The sequence below is a fragment of the Hymenobacter algoricola genome (assembly GCF_039539525.1).
Taxonomy (GTDB): domain Bacteria; phylum Bacteroidota; class Bacteroidia; order Cytophagales; family Hymenobacteraceae; genus Hymenobacter; species Hymenobacter algoricola.
Genome location: NZ_BAABDH010000041.1, coordinates 208093 through 229757 on the forward strand (window position 1 = coordinate 208093; position 21665 = coordinate 229757).

Sequence of the window (21665 nt, forward strand, 5' to 3'; positions counted from 1 at the left end):
CGGCGGCGCGCGTTTCCTTGCGGCCGGCGCTGCAACCTTAGCGGGGTGTATCTTTGTTACCTATTTCCTTAGCTTATTTCTGACCCGTTTCCGCACCGCCCTTGTACGCCATCATCGACCTTGAAACTACCGGCGGGCAGCCCACCCAGGACCGCATCACGGAAGTAGCCATCTTTATTCACGACGGGGAGAAAGTTGTGGACCAGTTTGACACGCTGCTCAACCCGGGCCGGCCCATTCCCACCTTTATCAGCCAGCTTACCGGCATCACCAACGACATGGTGCGCGACGCGCCCAAGTTTCACGAGGTGGCCCGCAAAATCGTGGAGATGACCGAAGGCTGCGTATTCGTGGCCCACAACGTGCGCTTCGACTACTCGTTTCTAAAAAAGGAGTTTGCCGACTTAGGCTACAACTACTCGCGCAAAACCCTGTGCACGGTGCGCCTGAGCCGCTCGCTGATGCCGGGCCAGCCCAGCTACAGCCTGGGCAAGCTCTGCCACAACATCGGCATCCCGCTCGAAGGCCGCCACCGCGCCGCCGGCGACGCCGCCGCCACCGCCATCCTGTTTGACCGGCTGCTGAAAATAACGCAGCAGGATGAGGTATTGACAGACTCCTCCATCAGCACGGCCGATACGCTGGCCGCCGTGGATGCCGTGGCGCCGGCGGGCCGTAAGCCCGCGGCAGCCAAGCAGCCCAGCCCGCGGCGGGTAACGGCGGTGCAGGAAGCCATCAAAACAGCCCTGCTCCCGCCCAACATCACGCCCCAGCAGGTGGCCGCGCTGCCCCAGGAAGCCGGCGTGTACTACTTCCACAACCTACAGGGCGAGGTGATTTACGTGGGCAAGAGCATCAACATCTACAAGCGGATTCAGCAGCACTTCGCCGTCGACTACAAGTCGCGCAAGAGCCTGGATTTTAAGAACAGCATCTCCGAAATCACCTGGGAGCTGACGGGCTCGGAGCTGGTGGCGCTGCTCTACGAGTCGCACGAGATTAAGCGGCTCAAGCCGCTCTACAACCGCGCCCAGCGCCGCTCGGTATTTCCGGCCGGCATCTTCCTGCGCACCGACGAGAACGGCTACAAGCACCTGTACTACGGCAAGGCCGACGACCACGCCGAGTCACACCCGCTCATTGCCCTGGGCAACCAGTTCAAGGCTAAGGGCTTTTTGTTTCACAAGGTTGCCAAGTTCAACCTCTGCCAGAAGCTCTGCGACCTGTATAAAACGCCCGGCTCCTGCTTCGATTACCAGGTGCACCGCTGCAAGGGCGCCTGCCTGGGCCTGGAGCCGCCGGCGGAGTACAACCAGCGCGTGGAGGAAGCCATTGAGAGCTTCACCTACGAGCACGGCTCCTTTACCATCGTGGGGCCGGGCCGTCGGGCCGACGAGAAAACGGTCGTCGTCGTCGAAAACGGCCGCTACCTGGGCTTCGGCTACGTCGACGAAACCTTCTCGGCCCGCAAGCTCAAGGATTTCACCGAAGTCATCACCCGCTACAATGACAACAAGGACGTGCAGCAGATTATCCGCGGCTACCTGCGCACCAAGCACAAGGACAAGGTGAAGGTGTTCAAATAAGCCCGCCCGCTGGCTGGCCTTCCCCGGCCCCGCCCGACTTCGGCGGGGCTTTTGGCTGGAGCCCCGGCCCTGGCCAGCAGTGGCGGCGGGTAGCAACCGCAACGAACGACGAAAGAAAAAACGCGGCCTCCGCGCCGCCCGCCTTAGCAAAGCTGCGCGGGAAGCCGTATACTAGAGCAGTATTTCCGACCTATCCTATTGCTCCCGAACTCCTTTTTATGACGTTCTACCCGGCTGCTACCCATGGCTTACTTACTTTATCCTACCAACGCCTCGCTGTATTTTCACAACGAGCTGGCTAGCGTGCTGGAGCACGCCGACGGCTACGCCCGCATCGACTGGAGCCCCGTGCCGCTTCAGAGCGGCGCGCTGCGGGCCGTATACGAGCAGGTGCTGCGCCTGCTGAGCTCTTCGGGCTTCACCAAAATCCTCTCCGACCACCAGCTCCGGACGCCGCTGCTGCCCGCCGACCAGCTCTGGCTTAGCCAGGAATGGGTGCCGCGCGCCATTGCCGAGGCCGGCTACCGCCACGGCGCCGTGGTGGAAGCGCACGACTTGCTCAGCCGTAGCAGCGTGGTGCGGGTGGTGCAGCAGCTCGACCGGCTGCCGCTCACGATTCGCTACTTCGAAGACGCCCAGCTGGCCGCCGCCTGGCTGCGCTGCTCCTGAGAACGATTGGGGCGCTACTGCCGGGCCCCGGCAGTGGGCAACCTTTGCTGTGCCCGCAGCCATTCCTCGGCCGAAGCCACATCATCGAATAGCTGCAGCTGCAGGTCGGGGCCGAAGAACTGCCGGGTGCCGACGGCCTGGGCCAGCAGGTCCTGGGGCTGCACCACGTGGGCAATGCAGCGCAGTCCCATCCGCTGCGCCTGGGGGCCCCACACTTTGTGCAGCCATTCCACCGAGTCGAACCAGGGGCCCTGCAGTTGGCTGTTGTCGTTGAGCAGGTACGGGCAGTGCAGCTGTTGCATGGCGGCCAGAAACCGGGACGCCCCGTCGTAGGCCTCGTCGGGGTCGACGTAGCCCAGCCAGATGGCGCGCAGCCAGTTGTCGTTTTCGTCGAACAGCAGCTCGCAGCTGCTGCCGTCGCGCGGGTCAGTATGTTTGGAAATCTGCATAAACCCTGATACGCCCAAAAGGCCGGTTTTAGTTGCTAAAGTAAAGCCGGCCTAATACAGCCGGTGGCGCAGCAGCCAGCCGGCCGCGTCAAACTCAGTGGCCGCCGGCACGTAGGCCTGCGTCTTGATGGGCTTGGCAACCCGCAGCGTGTTGCCGTCGCCACTGTCGTACACCATTACGTTGGTAGGATGGGCGGCTTCGCCCGGCGCGGCGAACAGCTCCACCAGATCCTGGCCGGCCCCGTCGTAGATGCCCACCTCAAACTGCTGGTCGGGCAGGCCCCGCAGCTCAAATACGTCGTTGCCGCCGAGGCCGAACAGCTTTACCGAACGGGTTTCCCCCGGGTTGAAAGTGCGCTGGTTGATCAGGCTGTCGGGGCGCCCGGCCCGCAGGCTGAACACCTGCACCCGCAGCTGGCCGGGGCCGGCGGGCCCGATGATAAACCGCTCGGGCTGGTCGGTGCCCGGAATTTCGATTTCGTGGGCCAGCAGCTCGTAAAACCGCGCGGCCACGGCCGGCAGCTGGTCGCGGCGGCCGCGCAGGTTGCGGTCAAACTCGGCCCCGGCCAGCGCGTACACTTCCTTGGGCCACACGGTCAGCGCGCTTTTAATGACCTGGTCCGATAGGCTCAGGCGCATCGAGTCAGCCACCTGGCGGAAGTCGGCCGCGGTCAGGTACACCAGCAGAGACTTATCCAGCGGCCGGGCCGCGCGGTTGAGGCCTTCCACGTCGCGCAGGCGGATGTGCTCGTGAAAGCTCTGGTAGTTCGACTTCACCCAGCCGATGATGTGGGTGAGCAGGCCATCGTCGAACTTGAAAAAGGCGTGGTCCCGGTCGCGGGGGATGGCGCGGTACACGGTGGCGCCGCCGGCCCCCGGAAAGCTGGCCCAGCGCCACTGATCCTCGCGGCGGCTCCAGTCGCCGAGCCACATATCAAACAGGCGGGCGCGCAGGTACTGGCGGGCATCCACGCGGGCGGCGGGGTTGAAGGCCAGCGTGGTAAACACCTTGCGGGAGCTTTCCACGCGGGCCGAGCGGCCGAAGCTGCGCACGGCGCTCTGGTCGCCCTCGGGCCGCTCCTCCAGCAGGTAGAGGGCATTGGCGAATTCCTTGCGGAAGGTGCCCAGGGCCGGGTCGTCGGCTACGTACACCAGCCGCGGGTTGGTGTGGTACACGCCCGCGGCCGTGGCCAGGGCCGGGACGATGTAGGCCCCATAGGGATTAATGACGCTGGTCTGATCCTTCATCAGCCGGCCGATGGGGCCGTCGCGCAGGTTTTCGGGCAGGGCCTTGGTGGCGTCCTTGTCCACGGAGCGCAGCACGTACTGCACCCCGTTGCGGCCCACCAGGCGCAGGTTCTTGGTTTGGAAGCTGCCGCCCGCCTCGGTGGGTGTGAGGCCGCCGGGCACGATGGTGCGCAGGTTGAGCACCGGCGCCTGCACCGGCACGGCCCACAGCCGGCGGTAGTGCCTGCCCCAGAAAAACTGGTGCACTCCGCCCCGCATGTACTGCGGCCCGGCGGCCACCCGCACCGTAGAGTCGGGGCCAATAACCGGGCGGGCGGCGGACGAAGCCGCGGGTGCGGAGCAGGATACCAGCAGCAAGCCGCCCGCCAGCAGACCGGTGAGCTGGTGCGGATGCGGGAAGAGAGAAAAAAAAGACACGTAGGCGGGAAGAAGTCGAAGAATAAAACGGGGCGGCCGCGGAGCCGCTGCCTTATAGCGTAAAGGGGCAGGCAGCGGTTGTGCTTACGGTTATCGGGCACAAACCGCCCACTTTTCCCCGGCGGCTGCGTTGAAGGAGGCAAAGCAGCGAACCTCCGGCCCCGATGAACCCTCGTTTACCCCTCTTCTTCCTTCTTGCCCTGAGTACCGGCTGCGTCCGGCAGAACTATTTCCAGCCCGATGCGCGGCTGCCCCTGAGCGGGGGCGCGCCGCGCGCCGCCGACAGTGCCCGCGTCACGGCGGGGCGGCACTACCAGCGCGGGGCGGTACACCGGCTGTTTTTTGGGGCCCACTACCGCCGGGTATGGGCCACCCCGGTGGTGCTGCCCGTACTCGACCTGGGCCGGGTGGTGCCCGGGGGCCTGACGCCGGGCAAGATGGGCGGCGGCTTCCAAAGCATCAGCATGACGGTGAACGGCGCCAACGGCCGCACCTACTCGCTGCGCACCCTCGACAAAGACCCCTACAAAACACTACCCAAGGTGGCCCGCAAGTCATTTCTGCTGAATATGGTGCGCGACGCTACCAGCGCCGCCAATCCGTACGGGGCCTTTGTAGTGCCGCCGCTGGCCGAGGCGGCGGGGGTGCTGCACACCAATCCGCGCCCTTTCTACGTGCGGGCCGATGAAACGGGCCTGGGCACGGCCTCGGCCCTGTTTCAGGGTAAGGTGGTGATGCTGGAAGAGAAGTTTGAGGGCAAAGCCAACCTGACGCCCGCCTTTGGCGCGGCCGAGAACCTGGAAGACAGCGGCCCGATGCTGCGGAGTCGCTACGCGCGGCCTTTCCACCAGATCGACCAAGTGGCCTTCGCCCGGGCCCGCCTGCTCGACCTCTGGCTCGGCGACTGGGACCGGCACGAGGGCCAGTGGCAGTGGGCGGTGTACCAGCAGCGGGGCCGCACGCTCTACCACCCCATTCCCAAAGACCGCGACCAGGTGTTCTACCGCTTCGACGACGGGCTGATTCCGTGGCTGGCCAGCCGCCGCTGGGCCGCGCGCAAGTTCCGCACCTTCAAGCCCAAGTATGAGGACGTGGGCGGCCTGGCCCAGAATGCCCGGTTTATTGATGAGCGCGCCCTGAGCGAGGTGAGCGGCCCGCAGTTTCAGCAGTTGGCCACTACCATGCAGCAGCGCCTCACCGACCAGGTTATCAACCAGGCGGTGCAGCAGTTGCCGCCGGCGGTGTACGCGGTGGAAGGTGCGCGGACCATTGCCGCCCTGCAGGCCCGCCGGGCGGCGCTGCCCGCGGCGGCCCGCACCTACTACCGCCTGCTGGCCCGGCACGTGACGGTGGCGGGCACCGACCAGGCGGAGCGCTTCGTGGTAGAGCGCCTCACCGACTCCACCACTCAGGTCAGCGTCTACCACCAGCCCGGTGATGACGAAAAGCCCCGGACCGACCTGCTGCTCTACCGCCGCCTGTTTCGCACCGCCGAAACCCAGCTTATCACCCTGCACGGCCTCGACGGCGAAGACCGGTTCGAGGTCAGCGGGGAAGCAGACCGGGGCATCCTCATCCACATCTTTGGGGGGCCCGATGAGGATGAGGTCGTGGACACGTCCCGGGTACGGCGCGGCGGCAAGAGGGCCGCGTATTACGACACCAAAAGCGGCAATACCTTTGCCGACAGCCCCGACCTGCGCGACAAAACCGAGAAGGGCGCCCGGCTGCACGTCTACGACCGGGAGGGCTACTAAACCCTATCCGCTGCCCGGGGCAGGGGGACGTCCGGGGCAGTTGAGCGTACCGCCGTCGCCCCGCCATTGGCAGCAGACCTCGGCTAAACTTCGGCCAGCATATCCAGCACCATGTGCTCGGTGGGCGTCAGCACGTCCTGTTCGGTGGGGTCCACGTCGTGCCGGCGCAGGTAGTCGATGAGCTTGTCGGAGTGAAACAGCTCCACCACCTGCGGGTGAATGTAGTATTTGGAGCACACGGTGGGCGTGTTGCCCAGGCCGGCGGCCACGTCCTTGACGGCTTTTTTGAGCACCTTATCCTTGGGCAGGTCCGGCTCTTCGCGTAGCACGGCCTCCAGGCAGTCCACCATTTTCACGGTGCCGCCCCAGGTACGGAAGTCCTTGGCCGAGAGACTCAGCCCGGTGGCTTCCTGCAGGTAGCTGTTCACGTCGCCGGACTCCAGCTCGGCCCGGTGGCCATCGGCGGCGTAGTACTGAAACAGGTGCTGGCCGGGGATTTCCTTGCATTTCTGCACCAGGCGGGCCAGCTTCCGGTCGTGCAGCGTCAGGTCGTGGGGCACGCCTTTCTTGCCCACGAAGGTAAAGCGGACCTCGTCGCCGGCCACCGCCACGTGCCGGTCGCGCAGGGTAGTCAGGCCGTAGCTCTTGTTTTTCTTGGCGTACTCCTTGTTGCCGACCCGGATAAACGACTGATCCATAAGCGTCAGCACCAGGGCCACCACCTTCTGCTTGTCCAGCTGGGGGCGCCGCAGGTCCTGCTGCATGCGCTGGCGCAGCGCGGGCAGCTTTTCGCCGAAGGCCCGCAGGCGGCTGAACTTGGTGAGGCTGCGGGTCAGGTCCCAGGTAGCATGGTAGATATACTGCTTGCGGCCCTTGGCATCGCGCCCGGTTACCTGCAGGTGGGCAGTGGCCGAGGGCGAAATCCACACGTCAGTCCAGGCCGGCGGAATCACGAAGCCGTTGATGCGGGCCAGGGTTTTCTCGTCGGTCACCTTCTGGCCTTTGGCATCAAGAAAGGAAAAGGTGCTGGTGCGGCCGGCTTTGCGGGTCAGGCCGGGCTTGGTGTCGGTTACGTAGCGCAGGCCGGCCAGCTCGGCCTGCCGGGCGGGGTCTTTGTAGAGCTCGTGGGCTTCGGCCAGGGGCGGCAGCTTCTTTTTCTTGACTTTCAGGCGCGGGTGGGCAGCGGTGGGCATAACTACAGCAGGACGAAGCGCGGCAGCCGACGTTGGCCCGCGGGCCTATCTGTACGCAACTGCCGCTGAAAAGGCGGAACCCGCCGCCCCGCCAGCGGCCCGCGGCTCCGGCGGGGTGCGACGGTCGAGCATTCCGCAGCCCTGGTCGGCCGGATGGGCCCACCGGCCGACTTTTCCCGGCGGCCAGGCTGCGTGAACGGCCCGCTGGCGCAATTTTCGCCCCCCGGCAACAGTTATCCGGGCCCGGCCGTATCGGGGCTCGGAGACTTTTGGCACCGTTTTTTCATGGCCGCTTTCACCCCACCCCTTCTTTCTTACTTTCCTTACCACCTCCACCTATGCGTCAGCTACTCTCCCAATCCCTGCTTTTCCTTTCTCTGACCACGGCCGCCGTGAGCGTTTCTTCCTGCGCCAAAGACGGCGAAGGCGGCGACGGCGTGCTGCTGTTTTCCGTGCAGGACGACATTGACCTGGGCGCCAAGGTAGCAGCCCAGACCGACTCTACCTACCGCGCCAAGGGGCAGCTGCTGGAACCCACCGATTCGCGCAACCGCCAGGCCTACGCCTACCTGGGCACCGTCGTGAACAAGGTGCTGAACTCGGGCAAGCTCGAGCACCGCAATGACTTCGTCTGGGACGTTAAGATCATCAAGGACGATGCGACCCTGAATGCCTTTGCCTCACCCGGCGGCCACATCTACGTGTTTTCGGGCCTGATCAAGTACCTGGATCACGAAGACCAGCTGGCCGGCGTGCTGGCCCACGAAATTGCCCACGCCGACCGTCGGCACACGTCCCGGCAGCTGCAGCAGCAGTACGGCATCGGGGTGCTGCTGAGTTTGCTGCTGGGGGAAAACCCCAACCAGCTGGCCCAGATTGCCGCCGGCCTGGGGCAGCTCAAGTTCAGCCGCGACTTCGAGAAGGAAGCCGACACGTACTCGGTCATCTACCTCAGCGGTACCGACTACGCCTGCGACGGCGCGGCGGGCTTCTTTATCAAAACCCAGGCCGCGGGCGGCGGCAACCCGCCGGAGTTTCTGAGCACCCACCCCAATCCCGACAACCGCGTGGAAGCTATTCAGGCCAAGGCTGCCGAGCTCAACTGCCGCAACAAAACCCAGTCGGACACGAACCTGGCAGGGCTGAAAGCGGTGCTGTAAGGCCTGCCTCACCCTTCGCAAAAGGCCCGCTGCTTCGGCAGCGGGCCTTTTTTGTGGCAGTTAATTTCTGGGGTCGGGCAACATCTGCCCCGGCTTTGCGCGTAAAGTTTCCCTGCTTCCTTGCTTTCTTTACGCCGCCTATGAACTCCCTTCTCAACAAGCTCGGCGACTTTGCCGAGCGCGCCGACGACCTGATCCTGCGCGCCCGCCAGCGCCTGGGGCTGCTGCAGCCTCTGCAAATCGTGACCTACCGCAGCTACGGCACGGCCGGCCGCCTCTACGTGAAAGGCCGCCTGCTCACCGACAAAGGGTTGGGCGAGGCCGCCGACACCGACTCGCGCTGGCACAATCTGGTGGACATGTACCGGCGTTTTGAGAGCAACGAGATAGCCGGCGCCCAGCTGCTTATCCGCCTCGCCGACGGCTCCGAGCAGCTGGTGGTAACCGACGAAGAAGGCTACTTTACCCTGAACCTGGAACCCGCTGCCCTGCCCGCCCCCGTCGACTTTCTGTGGTATCCGGTGGAGGTGCGGCTGCACTCCGTGCCGGCGCCCCTGCCCCTGCCGGTGGGCCTGAGCACCATGGCGCCCGTGCTCATTCCGCCCCCGGACGCGGAGTACGGCATCATCAGCGACCTGGACGACACCGTCATTCAGACCTCGGCCACCGACCTGCTGCGCATGGCCCGCACCGTGCTGCTGCGCAATGCCCGCTCCCGGCTGCCGTTTAAGGGGGTAGCCGAGTTTTACCGGGCCCTGCAGCTGGGCCGCAGCGGCAAGCGCAACAACCCGTTTTTCTACGTCAGCTCCTCGCCCTGGAACCTGTACGACCTGCTGGAAGACTTTCTGGAGCTGAACCAGATTCCGCCCGGGCCGCTGCTGCTGCGCGACTTCGGCATCGGGGCCCGCAAAGCCAACTCCACCTCGAGCCACCACGACCACAAGCTGCGCGAAATCGACAACGTGCTGCTGACCTACCCGCTGCTGCCCTTCGTGCTCATCGGCGACTCGGGGCAGGAAGATGCCAACATCTACCGCGAAGTGGTGCGCCGCCACCCCGGCCGCATCCTGGCTATCTACATCCGCGACGTGCTGCACCCCGACCGCGCCGCCCTGGTGGTCAAGGTGTCGGAGGAGCTGCGCCACGACAAAGTGGACATGCTGCTGGTGCAGGACACGGTGCAGGCCGCCGAGCACGCCGCCAAGAACGGGCTGATCTTCACCGAGGCCATTCCGGCCGTGGAAGCGGAGAAGCACAAGGACGAAACGGCGCAGGAGGCATAGCGCTGCCGCCGGCCGGTGATACCAAAAAGCTCCTTCACTAAGCAGTGAAGGAGCTTTTTTACGGCTGGACGTTTTCAGCTGGAATGGTCGGCCACAATCACCCACTGTCCCTGCAGCCGGCGGAACACCAGCAGAAAATGGCCTTCCACATCGCCGGCCACGGGGCGCGCCAGGTGCCACCTGCCCACCACGTGGGCCGCATCCGGCCCCACCGGGGTGATGCGCAGGTTGGAAAACGTGAGCTGCCCCATAGCCGCCGCATCGGGGTAGCTGCGCCGGTAGTTGTCGAGCGTGGGCTGCCAGCCGTAGGTCAGGCCGCGCTTGCCGATGAAGACCAGCGAATCGGACTGCCAGTAGCCCTGCATGAACCCCGCCACGTCGCCGCGGTTCCAGGCGGCGGTCTGGCGCTGCATCACGCCGCTGATGCTCTGGCGCAGGGGCAGTTTTTTCTGGGCCAGGCCCACGCTCAGCACCAGGCAGCAGGCGGCGGTAGTCAGGAGTCGTTTCATGGGGTGGCAGCTTACGTTAGTTAGTCCTCAATGATGGCCCGAATGTAGCGCGTGCCGCCCAGCCGGCGCATGTTGCGCATCACCCGCTGCTGCTTGGCCCGGGCCGCCGGACCGGGGTTGCTGGCCCGAAACCGCAGCGGATTGGGCAGCACCCCGGCCAGCAGGGCGGCTTCGGCGGTGGAAAGCTGCTGGGCCGGCTTATGGAAATACCGGACCGCGGCCGCTTCGACCCCGAAGGTACAGTCGCCCATTTCGGCCACGTTCAGATACATTTCCATGATGCGGCGCTTGCTCCACAGCAGCTCGATGAGCACGGTGAAGTAGGCCTCCGCGCCCTTGCGCAGGTAGCTGCGGCCCTGCCACAGAAACACGTTTTTGGCTACCTGCTGCGAAATGGTGGAGCCGCCCACCAGCTTCTTGCCGTCCCAGTTCACCTTCACCGCGTGCTGCATGGCCTTGAAGTCGAAGCCGTGGTGCTGCAGAAACAGCTGGTCTTCGGCCGCAATCAGGGCCAGCGGCACCTGCGCCGATACCTCATCGAGGGTCTTGAAGTCGTAGCTGATGCGGCGGCCTTCCTCGCGAATGCCGTAGTAGCCCTTGCCCACCGGCGCGTAGGCCCGGCGGTCCAGCATCAGCCAGGTGGCCGGGGGCGCCACCCAGCGGTAAATCAGCACCCAGGCCACCGAAACCAGAAACAGCGCGGCGCTCACCTGCAGCAGCACCCGCGCCGTGCGCCGGGCATATTTTTTATAGTCAGTCACTGATTTTCTTCCGCTTGGTTGCCCGTGGAGCCACCCGGCCCGGGTTTCGCCGGGCAAAAGTAGCGGAAATGCGCCCGGGCCGCCGTATTCTCTGCTTTTTTCAGGTACTTTTCCGGCCTTTCCCTGTTGTGCTGCTATGCCCCGACTGCTTGCCCTCTTCCCCCTGAACCTGGTCGTTTTTCCCGGTGAAAAGCTGAACCTGCACATCTTCGAGCCCCGCTACCGGCAGCTCGTGCGCGACTGTATTGAGTCTAACATCACCTTCGGCATTCCGCCCTACCTGAACGAGGGCGTGAGCATTCTGGGCACCGAAATGAAGCTGCTGAGCGTGGAGAAAAGCTACGACAGCGGCGAGCTGGACATCCGCACCAAGGCGCTGGGCATCTTCCGCATCCGCGACTTCCACCGGGAGGCGCCCGGCAAGCTCTACGCCGCCGGCCAGATTGAGGACTTGCGCGACGACCCCCAGGCCGACCCGGTGCTGCGCACCCGCATCACGGAATACGTGCGGCAGCTCTACGACGCGCTGGGTTTGCGCAAGCTGTTTGTAGACCTGGCCCCCGACTACCGGATTTACGACGTAGCCCACCATCTGGGCTTCAGCACCGAGCAGGAATACCAGCTGCTGGAAGCAACCAGTGAGCTGGAGCGGCAGGAGCTGGTGGTGGAGCACCTGGAGAATATCCTGCCCATCGTGCTGGAAACGGAGCGGCTCAAAGACCGGGCGCGGCTGAACGGGCACTTCAAAAATCTGACCCCGCCGAATTTTTAGCCGGGGCCGACCGCCCCGTTACCTGCGGGTCCCGGGTTTTGCGTATAGCCTTTAGCCTCCGTCTTCTCCTGCCCGTGCTGCCATCCTCGCTCCTGCTTCTATTTTATGTGTGCACTGCCGTCACGGCGCTGCTGGGGGGGTGGCTGCTGTACCGCTACTACCAGGAGCGCCAGTACCGGCGGCGCCCCTTCGTAGCGGCGGCGGAGGCCGGCTGGGCGCAGCAGCCCGAGCCGGCTGGCCCGCTGCGCCACCGCCTGGCCCTGGTCGGCGACCTGGGCGCCGTGGCCACCGACGGCCACGACCCCGTGCTGGCGCTGCTGGCCACCTGGATGCAGCAGACCGGGCCGGCCGGCACCGTGGTAGTCCTCGGCGACAACGTGTACCCCACCGGCCTGCCGGCACCCGAGCACCCGGGCCGGGCCGCGGCTGAGCGGCGCCTGAACACCCAGCTCGACGCGCTGCGGCCCTACCCCGGGCGGGTTATCTTTCTGAGCGGCAACCACGACTGGAACAAGGGCCGCGCCGATGGCTACCAGTACCTGCTGCGCCAGGAAGCCTACGTGCTCGATAAGCTGCCCGCCGCCCACTATCTGCCGCCCCGCGGCTACCCGGGTCCGGCGACGGTGCAGCTGGCCGAAAACCTGCTGCTGGTGGTACTCAACACCCAGTGGTGGGTGCAGAACGGGCCGCGCCCGGGAGTTTCAGCCGCCGGCGGCAACGATGCCAAAGCGCCCTTTCGGGAGCTGCGCACGCTGCTGCTGCAAAACCAGCACCAGCAAATTGTCATTGCCGGGCATCACCCGCTGTATTCCAACGCCCTGCACGGGGGCAAGTTCACGGCCAAGCAGCACGTGTTTCCGCTGACGGCGGTGCACAAGAAAGCGTACCTGCCCCTGCCGGTGCTGGGCTCCTTTTTTCCACTGTACCGCAAGCTGGTCGGCGCCGAGGAGGATATGGCTCACCCCCGATACCGGCAGATGCGCCGCCGCCTGCTGCGGGTGCTGCACGAGTTTCCCAACCTGATCTACGCCGCCGGCCACGACCACAACCTACAGTATTTTCACTACCGCCACGGCCACTACCTGGTCAGTGGGGCCGGCAGTAAAACGGCTTTCGTGCAGCCAGGGGGCAAAGCCGGCTTTACCCACGAGCACGAGGGCTTCTTCAGCCTCGATTTCTACGTCAACGGCGAAGTCTGGCTGCGGACGCTGGAGCCGCCCGCCACTGCCGGGGCGGAGCCGGCGCCCGAGGTGTTCCGCAAGCGGCTGCTGCCGGCCGCTGCCCCGGCGGCCCGCTCTACTCAGCCACAGGCGGCGTCAGTATCCGCAGGCTCCGCGGAATAATCTCGGTCCGGATGGGAGTAGTCAGCTGAAGCGGCTCCCCGTCTACCTGGCCTAGCACCTGCTGCTGGCCTACCACCTCAATTTCGGCCCACCAGCAGCGCAGCCGCTGCGTGTAGGCCGAGGCGTCGAAGTCTTCGGTGTAGAGCTGGTAGAGAATCCCCAGGGCCGCCGTGCCGGCAAAGGGAGCAATGATGCAGATTTCAAACTCTCCGTCATCCAGGCGGCTGCCGGGGTTGATGACGACGTTGCTGCCAAAGGTGCGGCCATTGGCCATGGTCACCATAAAGGCGGGTCCTTCGAATAGCTCCCGGTCGGTCTGGATGCGGTAGGTGGCGGGCTCGTAGTCCAGGTATTCCTGGGTGGCGATGCGCACGTAGGTACTCGGCCCCCGGGTGGCGCTGCTGCAGAACCGCTCCACCACCAGCGCGTTGAAGCCCAGATCGGCCAGATGCACCGAGAAGTGCCCGTCGATGCGCAAGGTATCAACCCGGCTCACCGAATGTCGCCAGATAAGCTCCAGGGCCTCATCCAGGGCCTGGGGAATGCCTAAGTCCTTGGCCATTCCGTTGCCCGAGCCCAGGGGCAGAATTCCCAGAATCAGCTCCGTACCGCTCAGCACCTGCGCCACCAGGTTCACGGTGCCGTCGCCGCCGCAGGCGAATACGGCGTCATAGCTGTGGTGGGCCAGAGCCGTCCGCAGCTTGGCCGCGTCCTGCGCACCGGAGGTGTGAAAAAAGCGCGCCTGCCGGCCATGCCCGGTACAGAAATCCGCTATGGTAGCTTCCAGCGCCGATTTATCGATGTCGCCGGAGATGGGATTGAGCACGAACAACAGGTGACGCAACAGAACGGGCGCAGTCATACAGGAAGAAAACGAGAGCAAGAAAAGCGGGTTGGTACTGCCCCTAACGCACTGTGGCCGGGCACTGGCCCGACCACGGTGGTGTAGAAAGCGCCGAATCGCCTAGGGCTTCAGGGTGGCCGGCACCCCACCGGGGAACTGGGCGGCAATGTCCTTTTCCAGCTCGGCAATACGGTTGCCGGGGTTCGGATGAGTGCTCATAAACTCCGGCGGGTTTTTGCCCCCCCCGGCCTGCTCCAGAATCTGCATTACCTGAATCATGGCCCGGGGGTCGTAGCCGGCCTGCGCGGTAAAGTCTACGGCCAGCTCATCCGACTCCAGCTCATCCTGCCGGCCAAAGCGCATAGTCACGAGCTTGCCGACGATGGCCGCCGCCGCCGCGCTTACGGCCGTGCTGGGGCGGTCCGGGTCGTAGAGGCCAATGGCCGCCGCCCCGGTCAGGCCCTGGGTCAGCTGGCTTTTGGCAACCTGCTCGGCCGAGTGCCGGCCTACTACGTGGCCGATTTCGTGGGCCAGCACGCCGGCCACCTGTCCCTCCGACTTGAGGTTTTTCAGCAGGCCCGCCGTAATAAAGATCTGGCCGCCGGGCAGGGCGAAGGCGTTGATGGTATTCTCATCGGCCAGCAGGTGAAACTGAAATTTGTAGGGCGTTTGGGAGGCTTTGGTGCTGCGCACCAGCTGCTGCCCGATTTCCTCTACCCGGGCACCGGCCTGGCGGTCGGGGTGAATGCCGCCGTACTGCTGCGCCATTTCGGGGGCGGCCTGCAGTCCCAGGGCTATTTCCTGCTCGGCCGTCATATCGACGTGCTGCACTTCACCGGTTACTTCGTTTGTCGACCGTTTGCAGTAGTACGTGACGAAGGAAAACAGGGCGAGGACGAGGGCAATTATGTAACGTAAGCTTCCTCTCATGGCTAAGGTGGTGGAAAAAAGGGCGGGACAAAACCGGCTGCAAGCAGCCTTTGGGGTTGTAACGCGCCGGTGCCGGCAGGGTTGCCCGGACGCTACATACCCCAACCGCAAACCTCGCTCCTTTGGCTTCCCCGGCCTCCGGTCAGGTAGGGCGCGCCTTCCTTCTTCGTCCTGCTTCCCTGCTGACTACCAAGCAGCTTTACGGCTTGCCTCAAGCATAAAAAAGCCCGACCTGAGGTCGGGCTTTTTTTCTAAAAGTTGGGAATGGCAGCCACGGTTAGTCTTCGGCGAGGCCCGCGCTCTGGGCGAAAGCCACCAGCGCCGGATCCAGCTGCTGCAGCTCCGACTGGTAGCGCACCCCGCGCGGGGCGTGCGCATACACTACCGTATGGCCTTTGATGGCTTGAATGATGGCGCTGCTCTGCTGCATCGGCAAGGCAGGGCAGCCCTGGCTCCGACCCAGGCGACCGTGCTGGCGCACAAACTCCTCACAGACATACTCGGCGCCGTGTACGACCACAGCCCGGGTGCCGGCATTGGTGTTGTAGCCAGGGTCCAGACCGTTCAGCTTCAACGACAGGCCATGCTTGCCGGAGTAAGTATTGCCGGTAACGTAAAATCCCAGGCTGCTCATTTCCGAGCCATTCTGGTTGGAAAAAGCCGAGGCAAACTCCTCCCCCGTGTTTTTGCCGTGGGCTACCAGCGTGTGGAACAATACGCGCCGCTGCTTCACATCGACCACCCACAGCCGCTTCAGACGGCTGGAGCGGCTGAAGTCGATGATGGTCAGCACCTGCCGCTGGGCCGAAACCAGGCCGCGCTGCTGCAGGTTATAGAAGCCAACCAGGGCCTCCCGATACACATCCATGGGCATGCCCGTGGCGGTAAGGCCGATCTGCACGTAGGTCTGCATTACGTGCTGCTCAAAGGCGGCGGTATAAGTAGCGCGCCGCGCGTCGCTGAGCCGTACCCCCCCCCGGCCTCCGTTGCCCGGGGCAGCCTCAGCAGAAGTTACAGGCAGAAAAAAGATTCCTAAAACAAGCAGCAGGCCAGCAAAGGCAGTCGGTGTGGAAGGCATCGGCCGGAATAGACGGAGTAGAATTAAATCGATCAAAGGAGCCGCCGGGCGCAAGACCGGCTACACAAATCTAGTACTTTAGCGGCATCATTCCTGGCGCTTTCAACTATTTCCCGCTGCATCTGGTTCCCAACCCGCCTTTCTAATGTCCATCCGCCTTTTTTTTATCCTTCCCCTACTGCTTGTCGTAGCAGGCTGCGGTCATTCCCTTTCCGAAATACCCGGCTTCGATTCAGCGGCCTGGCGGCAGGATGCTTTTGCCTGCCAGAATCAGCGGGCGCGGCAGCTGCCCGCCATTGATGCCTACCGGGAGACGCTCTACGGCACCCGGACGGATGATATTGAATCTCTGTTTGGCCGCCCTGATGAGGAGGAGCTTAGTGAGCAGACCGAGAAAACGTATTTTTACTACATCGAGCCCGGCACGCAGTGTGAGCCGCGGCACCTGCGCTCCCAGGCCAACAAGCTCACCTTTCACTTTGGCCCTACCGGCATCGTAACCGCCGTCCTGTACGAGCGGCCAGTGTCCGTTGCCCAGTAGACCCAGGTGGTATATTCTGCCAAAACCCCAGCGGTCCGGCCCGATGCCTGGCCGGGCCGCTGGAGTTTTGGAACTACTATCCCAGGCCCCCCTGATTATCCGCAGGCTGAGTTGGTATTACATCGTGGGGAGCATTGAGCTTAAGCTCACTAACCTGGCTTGGCGTCAGTACGCGCTGGCACTGCTGCTCGAAATGGCTTTCCAGACCGATGGTTTGAACGCGCTGCATTAGCGGGTTCGGGGTATTCTGCCTGATGTCATCCAGGCCCACAAGCCAGCGCTTATGCAGCATACGTAGCCGCACGTACTCGGCTTCGTTGAGTTTTAGCCTGTTGATAAGAGGTTTGGTCAGGTGGGTAGCCTCGGCAGCAATACCCAAATCGTTCGGCAGTGGCCCGATCCAGGGATTAAGGACTGGTAATGGAGCGACTTGCAGCTAGCTACTGAGTAGAACGGTGATAAAAACGTGGTGCATGTAGTGGCGTTGGTGTAAAAAGGCGCGTGATATTTCTACTAGAATGCATAAGTGCAAATTCATCTATGCAAAATGTAAAGTTTTTCGTCCAACAGTATCCTTGCTCTTTTAAGTTTTCAGGCCGCCTATTTTATAGTATATACGCTGATAATTATAGCAGCCGAGTAGTTATCTCTAGTGTTGTAAGCCTTGTTGCGGATAGCGCAGGTCAGATATAAAGTACAAATAGGGCATAAAAAAAGCCACTCCGCGAACGGAATGACTCTTTTATGGGAGGAGAAACGGCCAAGGCAGGTTAGCCCAAGCCGCCTTCGTTTTGGCTAGGCTGAGTGGGCACACTGTCCCGCCGCTGCTCGCTTTGGTACATGCTCATCTGCGAGGGAGTCATGATACGGCTACACTCCGCCTCGTACTGGGCTTCGAGTTCCGAGATGGATGCCCGCTGCTTGCTGAGATCATCGCGGTACTGCCACTGAATTTCGTCGAGCCGGGCAATCTTTATCCGATTGGCAGCCCGCAGCCGAATGTACTGGGCTTCGTTGAGATGCAGCCGGTTGCACATCTGCCGGGTCATATCATCAACCCGGGCAACTGGGACATCGCCGCTACCCGGACGCTCAGCGTGTCGGTCACGCATTTGGGCAGAGGCCCCGGCTACTACGCCGGCGAGCAAAAAGAGAGTCAGCAAAAAGGTTTTCATCACAATGGTGTAAGAGCAGAGATGGTCGAAGAGACTCGTGCTATATAACAGACTCGCAATCAGCTGGTATAAATACACCCGGCTTCGTGCTTACCCAACATAGTACAAATATATATTTCTTTAGTGAAATATACAATCCCCTTATAACATATATTTTTCCCGTGTTAGTTCCGCAAAGCCCAACAAAGGCGGGTAACACCTCGGCTGGCTTAGCGCAAAAAAGCCGACCCTACCGGACCGGCTTCTTCGCAAAGAGCACGTTAAAGGCAAGCCACTGTTACTCCATTCCCTGCATGGGTTTGTGATCCGGGCTTTTAAAATACTGCATGGCTATCAGGGAGATGATAACCCCCGACATGACGCCTTGGAGCATGATGGCCAGAAAGGCGATGGTCACCGATAAGTCGAAACCGAACAAGTCCCGGGCGCGGAGCTGGTCCATTACCGCCGGGTTGATAACCGTGTACACGACAAAGAACAGGGCGAAAGCAACCGACGCCACCAGCGCCGTAACAATGCCGGTGCCGAAGCCTTGCAGGTAGGGCATCCGGTCACGCTTGACGCGTCGGTAGTGGGCAATAGACATCGTGACCCCGATGGCGAGGATCAGCCCGTTCAGAAAGCTGAACTCCACCCGGTCGGTGAGGTGCAGTAAAGAGGCCAGTATAAAGTAGAGGGCCATGCCCAGCGCCGTAGGCAGGCCGTAGCGGACTCCGTTTTTTTCGGGGGTGATGACTGGATCAGGCATAGGAGAGGCCAAGAAAAGGGTGAGACTATTCAACGAGACAAAGGCCGCGGAACTGCCGGCGCGGTTGGGCGTGTTCTATTTCTGCCGGTCAGACCACTGACTGTACCACTATACTAACGGTAATACTGTTTTTCTTTTCCGGATGTTTTGGACCGGAGCAGGTTTTTGCCAAAAAACGGGGCGGTCCGGCAAGCCCCTGCTGGCTACATCGTTACTCTGCGAAGCCGGTTTCTGATCTTTTTCCCGGTTTGGGGCAAACTACTTTCCGGAATACGGTGGCCCGCGGCATTTTGCGTATTTTTGCGCGCCGCCAACCGCCGCAGGGGCTGGTTTCCGCTTTCCTTCTTTCGCTACTCCGCTTTTTTTCTCCTACATGATCAGTACCTCCAACGTTAGTCTGCGCTACGGTAAGCGCGTTCTGTTTGAAGACGTCTCCATCAAATTCCTGCCCGGCAACGTGTACGGCCTGATTGGCGCCAACGGGGCCGGAAAATCCACTTTCCTGAAGATTCTCTCGGGGGAGATGGAGCCCAACACCGGCTCGGTCGATATGCCCGCCGGCTCCCGCCTGTCGGTACTGCGGCAGGATCAGTTTGCCTACGACCAGCACCCGGTGCTGCAAACCGTGATTATGGGCCACACCAAGCTGTGGAAGGTGATGGAGGAGAAAGACGCACTGTACGCCAAGGCCGACTTCTCCGACGCCGACGGGGAGCGCGCCGCCCAGCTGGAAGGCGACTTTGCCGACCTCGAAGGCTGGAACGCCGACTACGAGGCGGCCGAGCTGCTCTCGGGGCTGGGCATTGGCGAAGACAAGCACTTCACCCTGATGGGCGACCTGGGCGGCTCCGACAAGGTGCGGGTGCTGCTGGCGCAGGCGCTGTTCGGCAACCCCGACGTGCTGCTGCTCGACGAGCCCACCAACGGCCTCGACGCCGAAACTGTGCTGTGGCTGGAAAACTTCCTCGACTCATTTCAGAACACGGTGATTGTGGTCAGCCACGACCGGCACTTCCTGGATGCCGTGTGTAATTACATGGCCGACCTGGACTTCTCGAAAATCACGATGTATCCGGGCAACTACTCGTTCTGGTACGAGAGCAGCCAATTGGTGCTCAAGCAGCGCCAGGACGTGAACAAGAAAACCGAGGACAAGCGCAAGGAGCTGGAAGAGTTTGTGCGCCGCTTCTCGGCTAACGCCTCCAAGAGCAAGCAGGCTACCTCCCGCCAGAAGCTGCTGCAAAAGCTTACGCTGGAGGAAATCAAGCCCTCCTCGCGCAAGTACCCCTACATTGCCTTCAAGCCCGAGCGCGAAGCCGGCAACCAGCTGCTTACGGTCGAAAACCTGGGCATGTCGGTAGACGGGCAGCGGGTGTTCCGCAACGTGTCCTTCGCGCTCGACAAAAAGGACAAGGTGGCCGTTATCAGCCGCGACGACCGGGCCCCGTCCCTGCTGTTCGACATCCTGTTTGAGCAGGTGAAGGCCGACGCCGGCTCCTTCGCCTGGGGCACCACCATCACGCCGTCCTACTTCCCCCGCGAAAACGCCGAGTTCTTCGATACCGACCTGAACCTGGTCGACTGGCTGCGGCAGTACTCGACCGAGAAGGACGAGTCGTTTATCCGCGGTTTCCTGGGCCGGATGCTGTTTTCGGGCGAGGAGTCGCAGAAGAAGTCGAACGTGCTCAGCGGGGGCGAAAAAGTGCGCTGCATGCTCTCCAAAATCATGATGGAAGCCGGCAACGTGCTCGTGCTCGACGACCCGACGAACCATCTGGACCTGGAAAGCATTACGGCTCTGAACAACTCCCTGCGCGACTACAACGGCACCCTGCTGTTTTATTCGCACGACCTGCAGTTCATTGAAACCGTGGCCAACCGCATCATCGAGCTTACGCCCGACGGCATCATTGACCGGCGCATGAGCTACGAGGAATACCTGGCCGACGACCAGATCAAGACCATGCGCCAGCGCATGTACCAACTCGTGTCCTAATTACGTTGTTGCCGACTATGAAACGTATCCTCCTTGCCCTGACCCTGGCGGGCCCGGGCCTTCTGCTGACCCCAACGCTGGTGCGGGCCCAGGACGTGAAACCGGAGCTCAATACGGCGCCGCCCGGCACGGCCCCGCGCCCGGCCCAGCCGGCGGTCCGGCCGGCCGTGCCCGTACCGGCGCCCACCGACGAACCCCTGCCGGCGCCCGACGTCAAGCCCACACCCAACTCGCCCTCGGGCCTGGAGTTTCCCAAGGGCACCAGCGCGGCCGACCAGCCCAAGCCGGTGTACAAGTTTTTTCTGTACGGCAACTTTAACCTTGGCTACAGCGGGGAGAATACCATTGTGGGGCCCATCGGACAGTTCAGCGCCGGCATCGGGCCTTCCATTGGCTACCGCGTCACCGACAAGTTCGCGCTGGGTCCCGGCATCAGCTACACCTACAATGTCTTTTCATTCGACGGGGCCCCTAATCTCAAGCGCAATACTATTGGGCTAAAGCTTTTCGCCCAGTACATAGTCTACAAGCAGTTTTTTGTTCATGCGGAGTATGAGGCGACTAAGGCAGAGTCGTTCGATATCATCCTGACGAGCCCAACCACGGCCAGCATTGTCCAGCTGAATCGCAACTACCGCACGCCCCTGGCCGGCGTAGGCTACCGCAGCGAGCTTTCCGACCGGTTTGCGGCCGATATCGTGGTGCTCTACAACTTCAACAACGGCTACTCCTCCGATGGCACTCCCCTGTCGCCGTACGGGCAGCCGGTTATTCGCTTCAACCTGCTCTACAACCTGAAGTGGAAAGCCCGGCTGTAAGCCTTCAAGAACCAAAAAAAGCGGCTCCCCACCTTGGGGAGCCGCTTTTTTGTTTTTCAGACAGACTTTATCAGCAGTCGGGCCGGAGCTAGACTACGCGGCCGCCGCGGATAACGCGCAGCAGAATGGCGATGATGGCAATGACCAGCAGAATGTGAATCACATTATTGCCAGCCAGGCCTGCGCCCAGAATTCCGAAGAAGCCGAGGGCCCAGATGATGATCAGGATGACGGCGATGATGTACAGCAGATTTCCCATGGTGGTTGGTGATTGGTTTGGAAAGGTGTGGAAAGAAACAAATCACATTGTAGGCTGTTGAACCGGGTAGGCTCGGCCTGTAGGGCGATTTGCGGATTTGTACGCGGCGGTTTTCAAAAGGATATATCT

At 62.6% G+C, this 21665-nt stretch carries 22 protein-coding genes; 10 read left to right on the plus strand and 12 right to left on the minus strand.

Annotated features, from left to right (window positions below; genetic code table 11):
* Nucleotides 1–101: 101 nt before the first annotated feature.
* Together ABD842_RS13435 and ABD842_RS13440 are read left to right on the plus strand one after the other, a co-directional pair.
* On the plus strand, nt 102–1586 hold the full coding sequence (locus tag ABD842_RS13435; RefSeq protein WP_345114752.1) for an exonuclease domain-containing protein: 1485 nt from the start codon (nt 102–104) through the stop codon (nt 1584–1586).
* Between the two features lie 243 nt (nt 1587–1829).
* Complete coding sequence (locus ABD842_RS13440; protein WP_345114755.1) at nt 1830–2255, plus strand: hypothetical protein; 426 nt, start codon at nt 1830–1832, stop codon at nt 2253–2255.
* Between the two features lie 14 nt (nt 2256–2269).
* Here ABD842_RS13440 and ABD842_RS13445 read toward each other — a convergent pair whose 3' ends face one another.
* Complete coding sequence (locus ABD842_RS13445) at nt 2270–2704, minus strand: hypothetical protein (protein WP_345114757.1); 435 nt, start codon at nt 2702–2704, stop codon at nt 2270–2272.
* Nucleotides 2705–2755: 51 nt separating this feature from the next.
* Entirely contained in the window at nt 2756–4369 is a 1614-nt protein-coding gene (locus ABD842_RS13450) for a hypothetical protein (protein ID WP_345114759.1), read from the minus strand.
* 164 nt (nt 4370–4533) lie between these two features.
* Between ABD842_RS13450 and ABD842_RS13455 the strand changes: the two genes are divergently transcribed.
* Complete coding sequence (locus ABD842_RS13455; protein WP_345114761.1) at nt 4534–6126, plus strand: hypothetical protein; 1593 nt, start codon at nt 4534–4536, stop codon at nt 6124–6126.
* Between the two features lie 83 nt (nt 6127–6209).
* On the opposite strand, the gene ABD842_RS13460 is transcribed toward ABD842_RS13455, so the two are convergent.
* The gene (locus ABD842_RS13460; protein WP_345114764.1) at nt 6210–7319 is read right to left on the minus strand and encodes a DNA topoisomerase IB; all 1110 of its coding nucleotides are present in this window, start codon (nt 7317–7319) and stop codon (nt 6210–6212) included.
* Nucleotides 7320–7657: 338 nt separating this feature from the next.
* Between ABD842_RS13460 and ABD842_RS13465 the strand changes: the two genes are divergently transcribed.
* Together ABD842_RS13465 and ABD842_RS13470 are read left to right on the plus strand one after the other, a co-directional pair.
* Complete coding sequence (locus ABD842_RS13465; RefSeq protein ID WP_345114767.1) at nt 7658–8479, plus strand: M48 family metalloprotease; 822 nt, start codon at nt 7658–7660, stop codon at nt 8477–8479.
* A 140-nt stretch (nt 8480–8619) separates the two neighbouring features.
* Complete coding sequence (locus tag ABD842_RS13470) at nt 8620–9762, plus strand: App1 family protein phosphatidate phosphatase (RefSeq protein WP_345114772.1); 1143 nt, start codon at nt 8620–8622, stop codon at nt 9760–9762.
* A gap of 74 nt (nt 9763–9836) precedes the next feature.
* On the opposite strand, the gene ABD842_RS13475 is transcribed toward ABD842_RS13470, so the two are convergent.
* Both ABD842_RS13475 and mtgA read right to left on the minus strand, forming a co-directional pair.
* On the minus strand, nt 9837–10271 hold the full coding sequence (locus ABD842_RS13475) for a YybH family protein (protein ID WP_345114775.1): 435 nt from the start codon (nt 10269–10271) through the stop codon (nt 9837–9839).
* 20 nt (nt 10272–10291) lie between these two features.
* Nucleotides 10292–11032, minus strand: a complete 741-nt coding sequence (mtgA, locus tag ABD842_RS13480; protein WP_345114778.1) for a monofunctional biosynthetic peptidoglycan transglycosylase — start codon at nt 11030–11032, stop codon at nt 10292–10294.
* 136 nt (nt 11033–11168) lie between these two features.
* Between mtgA and ABD842_RS13485 the strand changes: the two genes are divergently transcribed.
* The gene (locus ABD842_RS13485; RefSeq protein ID WP_345114781.1) at nt 11169–11804 is read left to right on the plus strand and encodes an LON peptidase substrate-binding domain-containing protein; all 636 of its coding nucleotides are present in this window, start codon (nt 11169–11171) and stop codon (nt 11802–11804) included.
* Between the two features lie 107 nt (nt 11805–11911).
* A complete protein-coding gene (locus ABD842_RS13490) occupies nt 11912–13147 on the plus strand; it encodes a metallophosphoesterase (protein WP_345114784.1) in 1236 nt (411 codons plus the stop codon).
* Here the strand turns inward: ABD842_RS13490 and ABD842_RS13495 are convergent.
* The 3 genes from ABD842_RS13495 to ABD842_RS13505 all read right to left on the minus strand — a co-directional run bounded on the left by ABD842_RS13495 (nt 13101) and on the right by ABD842_RS13505 (nt 15834).
* Entirely contained in the window at nt 13101–14009 is a 909-nt protein-coding gene (locus tag ABD842_RS13495; protein ID WP_345114786.1) for a diacylglycerol/lipid kinase family protein, read from the minus strand. The genes ABD842_RS13490 and ABD842_RS13495 overlap by 47 nt on opposite strands.
* Before the next feature lie 102 nt (nt 14010–14111).
* Entirely contained in the window at nt 14112–14921 is an 810-nt protein-coding gene (locus tag ABD842_RS13500) for a M48 family metalloprotease (protein ID WP_345114788.1), read from the minus strand.
* A 277-nt stretch (nt 14922–15198) separates the two neighbouring features.
* Nucleotides 15199–15834, minus strand: coding sequence for a murein L,D-transpeptidase catalytic domain family protein (locus ABD842_RS13505; protein ID WP_345114790.1), 636 nt, complete (start codon nt 15832–15834; stop codon nt 15199–15201).
* 310 nt (nt 15835–16144) lie between these two features.
* Here ABD842_RS13505 and ABD842_RS13510 point away from each other — a divergent pair, with 310 nt between their 5' ends.
* Complete coding sequence (locus ABD842_RS13510) at nt 16145–16540, plus strand: hypothetical protein (protein ID WP_345114793.1); 396 nt, start codon at nt 16145–16147, stop codon at nt 16538–16540.
* Between the two features lie 76 nt (nt 16541–16616).
* On the opposite strand, the gene ABD842_RS13515 is transcribed toward ABD842_RS13510, so the two are convergent.
* From ABD842_RS13515 to ABD842_RS13525, 3 genes are all read right to left on the minus strand, one after another.
* Nucleotides 16617–16919: a hypothetical protein gene (locus tag ABD842_RS13515; protein WP_345114795.1), complete on the minus strand. Its 303-nt coding sequence runs from the start codon at nt 16917–16919 to the stop codon at nt 16617–16619.
* A 391-nt stretch (nt 16920–17310) separates the two neighbouring features.
* Complete coding sequence (locus ABD842_RS13520) at nt 17311–17715, minus strand: hypothetical protein (protein WP_345114797.1); 405 nt, start codon at nt 17713–17715, stop codon at nt 17311–17313.
* 277 nt (nt 17716–17992) lie between these two features.
* Nucleotides 17993–18463 (minus strand): DUF4199 domain-containing protein, encoded by a 471-nt coding sequence (locus ABD842_RS13525; protein WP_345114800.1) that lies wholly within the window; start codon nt 18461–18463, stop codon nt 17993–17995.
* Nucleotides 18464–18836: 373 nt separating this feature from the next.
* Between ABD842_RS13525 and ABD842_RS13530 the strand changes: the two genes are divergently transcribed.
* The gene (locus ABD842_RS13530) at nt 18837–20459 is read left to right on the plus strand and encodes an ABC-F family ATP-binding cassette domain-containing protein (RefSeq protein WP_345114803.1); all 1623 of its coding nucleotides are present in this window, start codon (nt 18837–18839) and stop codon (nt 20457–20459) included.
* Nucleotides 20460–20476: 17 nt separating this feature from the next.
* Nucleotides 20477–21277 carry a hypothetical protein gene (locus tag ABD842_RS13535; RefSeq protein WP_345114806.1) on the plus strand — a complete coding sequence of 267 codons (801 nt, stop codon included), beginning with the start codon at nt 20477–20479 and terminating at the stop codon, nt 21275–21277.
* 88 nt (nt 21278–21365) lie between these two features.
* On the opposite strand, the gene ABD842_RS13540 is transcribed toward ABD842_RS13535, so the two are convergent.
* A complete protein-coding gene (locus ABD842_RS13540) occupies nt 21366–21536 on the minus strand; it encodes a lmo0937 family membrane protein (RefSeq protein WP_345114809.1) in 171 nt (56 codons plus the stop codon).
* Between the last annotated feature and the right edge of the window lie 129 nt (nt 21537–21665).

Excerpts from the sequence above, each read along its gene's own strand:
- ABD842_RS13440 (WP_345114755.1), top strand. The coding sequence starts at position 1,830 with ATGGCTTACTTACTTTATCCTACCAACGCCTCGCTGTATTTTCACAAC.
- ABD842_RS13445 (WP_345114757.1), bottom strand. The coding sequence starts at position 2,704 with ATGCAGATTTCCAAACATACTGACCCGCGCGACGGCAGCAGCTGCGAG.
- ABD842_RS13455 (WP_345114761.1), top strand. The coding sequence starts at position 4,534 with ATGAACCCTCGTTTACCCCTCTTCTTCCTTCTTGCCCTGAGTACCGGC.
- ABD842_RS13460 (WP_345114764.1), bottom strand. The coding sequence starts at position 7,319 with ATGCCCACCGCTGCCCACCCGCGCCTGAAAGTCAAGAAAAAGAAGCTG.
- ABD842_RS13465 (WP_345114767.1), top strand. The coding sequence starts at position 7,658 with ATGCGTCAGCTACTCTCCCAATCCCTGCTTTTCCTTTCTCTGACCACG.
- ABD842_RS13470 (WP_345114772.1), top strand. The coding sequence starts at position 8,620 with ATGAACTCCCTTCTCAACAAGCTCGGCGACTTTGCCGAGCGCGCCGAC.
- ABD842_RS13475 (WP_345114775.1), bottom strand. The coding sequence starts at position 10,271 with ATGAAACGACTCCTGACTACCGCCGCCTGCTGCCTGGTGCTGAGCGTG.
- ABD842_RS13485 (WP_345114781.1), top strand. The coding sequence starts at position 11,169 with ATGCCCCGACTGCTTGCCCTCTTCCCCCTGAACCTGGTCGTTTTTCCC.
- ABD842_RS13495 (WP_345114786.1), bottom strand. The coding sequence starts at position 14,009 with ATGACTGCGCCCGTTCTGTTGCGTCACCTGTTGTTCGTGCTCAATCCC.
- ABD842_RS13500 (WP_345114788.1), bottom strand. The coding sequence starts at position 14,921 with ATGAGAGGAAGCTTACGTTACATAATTGCCCTCGTCCTCGCCCTGTTT.
- ABD842_RS13505 (WP_345114790.1), bottom strand. The coding sequence starts at position 15,834 with ATGCAGACCTACGTGCAGATCGGCCTTACCGCCACGGGCATGCCCATG.
- ABD842_RS13510 (WP_345114793.1), top strand. The coding sequence starts at position 16,145 with ATGTCCATCCGCCTTTTTTTTATCCTTCCCCTACTGCTTGTCGTAGCA.
- ABD842_RS13520 (WP_345114797.1), bottom strand. The coding sequence starts at position 17,715 with ATGAAAACCTTTTTGCTGACTCTCTTTTTGCTCGCCGGCGTAGTAGCC.
- ABD842_RS13525 (WP_345114800.1), bottom strand. The coding sequence starts at position 18,463 with ATGCCTGATCCAGTCATCACCCCCGAAAAAAACGGAGTCCGCTACGGC.
- ABD842_RS13530 (WP_345114803.1), top strand. The coding sequence starts at position 18,837 with ATGATCAGTACCTCCAACGTTAGTCTGCGCTACGGTAAGCGCGTTCTG.
- ABD842_RS13535 (WP_345114806.1), top strand. The coding sequence starts at position 20,477 with ATGAAACGTATCCTCCTTGCCCTGACCCTGGCGGGCCCGGGCCTTCTG.
- ABD842_RS13540 (WP_345114809.1), bottom strand. The coding sequence starts at position 21,536 with ATGGGAAATCTGCTGTACATCATCGCCGTCATCCTGATCATCATCTGG.